The following is a 2,919-nucleotide window of genomic DNA, read 5'->3' as shown; positions in this document are numbered from 1 at the left end:
GTAGTGAAAGCCTTAGTTCGCTGGAGAAAGCCTCCTACTTTAGCGTGGTCTCGTGGTTGAGTGTTTTCGGTGCAGTTATAGCGGTGGTATTGGTGGCCACGTATCCAACGATGGCCGACATGATGTGGCTGTTCTCTCAGGTGCCCTGAGGATCATCCACGATGCGGCCCTCAATTGAAAAGTGGGCTGTTCGCCGTTCGGTGCCGTGGCCAACCGTACCGCAATTCGTTCCATACCGGGCTGTGCTGCGCGTCACAGACTTGTTAGTCTACGTCGCGAAATACTCATCGTCAGAGCTGCCAGCGGGATGTGCCGACGTTCCGCCAATTAAAGGCAGCGATTGTGCCTCCGGCGGGCGAGCAATCAGAAAACAACTGATCTCGGTACGCGGCCTCGCGTATTTGCCGAAGGCTGCTCGTCCTTAAGGAGCCACAGCGTGAATCTTTTACGTCGCAAGTTTCTGCATCTGGCGACTGGCGCGGTCGCGCTGCCGGCGATGACGCGGATCGCATCGGGGCAAGCCTACCCGGTGCGCACGATTACGCTCATCGTGCCGTTCCCGCCGGGCGGCTCGACCGACCCGGTCGGGCGCATCATGGCAGCGCGCATGGCGGAAAAGCTCGGGCAGCCGGTTATTGTCGAGAATATCGGTGGTGCCGGCGGCAGCATCGGCGTCGGGCGGCTCGCACACGCCGTGCCCGATGGCTACACGATCGATATCGGCCAGTGGGACACGCATGTGCTCAATGGCATTGTCTACAACCTCAATTACGATTTGCGGACGGATTTTACGCCGATCGGCCTGGTCTCGCTCAATCCGGTGCTTCTGGTCGCGCGGAAAGCATTTCCGGCCGATGACCTCAAAGCGCTGGTCGCCTGGATGAAGGCGCATCCCGGCGAGGCGAGATTCGGCAATGGCAGTGCGGCCACCCGACTCGGCGGATTTCTGCTGGAAAATCTCAGCGGTGCGAAAATGCTGTTCGTTCCATATCGTGGCGCAGGTCCCGCCATGACCGATCTGATCGCCGGACAAATCGACCTTCTGGTTGTGCAGGCTGCCGGTGGGATGCCGCAGGTGCGCGCCGGCACGATCAAAGCCTTGGCAAATCTGTCGGCGCACCGCTCCGAGGCGATACCGAGCGTTCCAAGCTCCGACGAGTCCGGCCTGCCCGGACTTTATATGGCGAGCTGGTTCGGCCTGTTCGCGCCAAAAGGCGCGCCGAAGGACGCCGTTGCCAAGATCAATGCGGCCATGGTGCAGACGCTCGCCGAGCCGGACGTGCGCAAGAAGATTATCGATCTTGGCCTCGATGTCGCTCCGCCCGAGCAGCAGACGCCGGACGGCTTCGCCGCATTCTACAAGGCTGAAATCGCGAAATGGTGGCCAATCGTCAAGGCCGCCGGGATCACGGCGCAGTAGTCCGACGCTGATTGGAGAAAGCCATGAGACTTCCCCGCCGAAAATTTCTGCGTCTCGCTGCCGGCGCCGCCGCGCTCCCGGGCTTTTCGCGTTCTGTGCTGGCGCTCGATTATCCGACGCGACCAATACATATGATCGTCGGCTTTCCGCCTGGCGGCGGGGCCGACATCGGTGCGCGCCTGATCGGTCAATGGCTGTCGGAGCGGCTCGGTCAGCAAGTCGTCATCGAGAACCGTGCGGGCGCCGCCAGCAACATAGCCACGGAAGCGGTCATCCGCGCGACGCCGGACGGGTACACGCTTCTCTATTCGACAATATCGGCGGCAATCAACGTTTCTCTCTACGCCAATGCAAACTTCAACTTCCTTCGCGATATCGCTCCGGTGGCCGGCGTGTTGCGCGCCGGGCTGGCGATGGTTGTCAATCCCACGTTTCCCGCCAAAAGCGTTCCGGAATTTATCGCTTACGCCAAAGCCAATCGCGGCAAGCTGAATATGGCGGTGGCCGGTTCCAGCACGCGCGTTGCCGGGGAGCTGTTCAAGATGATGTCGGGCGTCGATATGACGCCAGTGCAGTATCGCGGCGGCGCGCTCGCGCTCACTGACTTGATGGGCGGGCAGGTGCAAGTTTTCTTCAGTCCGCTGCCCGAACCGACCGAATTAATCAGGGCGGGCAAGGTTCGCGCCTTGGCGGTGACGACCGCAACGCGCTCGGAAGCGTTCCCCGATATTCCGGCCATCGCCGAATTCGTCCCCGGTTACGAGGCAAGCGCCTGGAACGGCATCGGAGCGCCGAAAAACACGCCGGTCGAGATCATCGACAAGCTCAACAGACAAATCAATTCGGGCTTGGCCGATCCGAAGTTGAAATCGAAACTGTCCAGCTTGGGTGCAACAGTATTCCCGGTCTCGCCCGCCGATTTCGCAAAGTTCATCGACGCCGACAGCGCGAAATGGGCCAAGGTGGTGAAGTTCGCGAACATCAAGCCGGAATAAATCAGCGGGGTTGCATTGACCCGGATGGGAGAGGCGCCACGATGAGATTTCGCCGCAGAAATTTTTTGCATCTCGCCGTTGGCGCTGCCGCGCTACCCGCCTTACCTCATTTAGCGTTCGCGCTCGAGTATCCGTCGCGGCCGGTGCGCATCGTCGTCGGCTTTCCAGCCGGCGGTCCGGGCGACATTATCGCGCGACTGACAGGCAAATGGCTTTCTGAGCGACTAGGCCAGTCGTTTTTCATCGACAACAAACCAGGCGCAGGCGGCAACGTCGCCGCGGAAGCGGCGGCCCATGCGGCTGCGGATGGTTACACGCTACTGCAGTTTACTCCTTCGAATGCCATCAGCGCATCTCTCCATAAGAAGCTGAACTACGCCCCGCTGCGTGATCTCACTCCTGTTGCGGGCGCCGTGCGAGCGCCGCTGGTCATGGAAGTAAATCCCTCCCTCCCGGTGAAGTCAGTTGCCGAGTTCATTGCCTATGCCAAGGCAAACTCGGGCC

General features: G+C 60.7%; 3 protein-coding genes. All 3 read left to right on the top strand.

The features are described from left to right. The first annotated feature begins 436 nt into the window (after positions 1 to 436). A complete protein-coding gene (locus WB528_RS12145) occupies positions 437 to 1,420 on the top strand; it encodes a Bug family tripartite tricarboxylate transporter substrate binding protein (RefSeq protein ID WP_423888657.1) in 984 nt (327 codons plus the stop codon). Between the two features lie 23 nt (positions 1,421 to 1,443). Continuing rightward, the gene (locus WB528_RS12140) at positions 1,444 to 2,415 is read left to right on the top strand and encodes a Bug family tripartite tricarboxylate transporter substrate binding protein (protein WP_423888656.1); all 972 of its coding nucleotides are present in this window, start codon (positions 1,444 to 1,446) and stop codon (positions 2,413 to 2,415) included. Between the two features lie 41 nt (positions 2,416 to 2,456). After that, on the top strand, positions 2,457 to 2,919 hold a 463-nt coding region (locus WB528_RS12135), incomplete at its 3' end, for a Bug family tripartite tricarboxylate transporter substrate binding protein (RefSeq protein WP_423888655.1).

This window comes from Bradyrhizobium sp. (assembly GCF_049586575.1).
Classification (GTDB): Bacteria; Pseudomonadota; Alphaproteobacteria; order Rhizobiales; family Xanthobacteraceae; genus Bradyrhizobium.
Note: the sequence above shows the minus strand (reverse complement) of the source record. Positions and strands in the feature narration are given on the sequence as shown.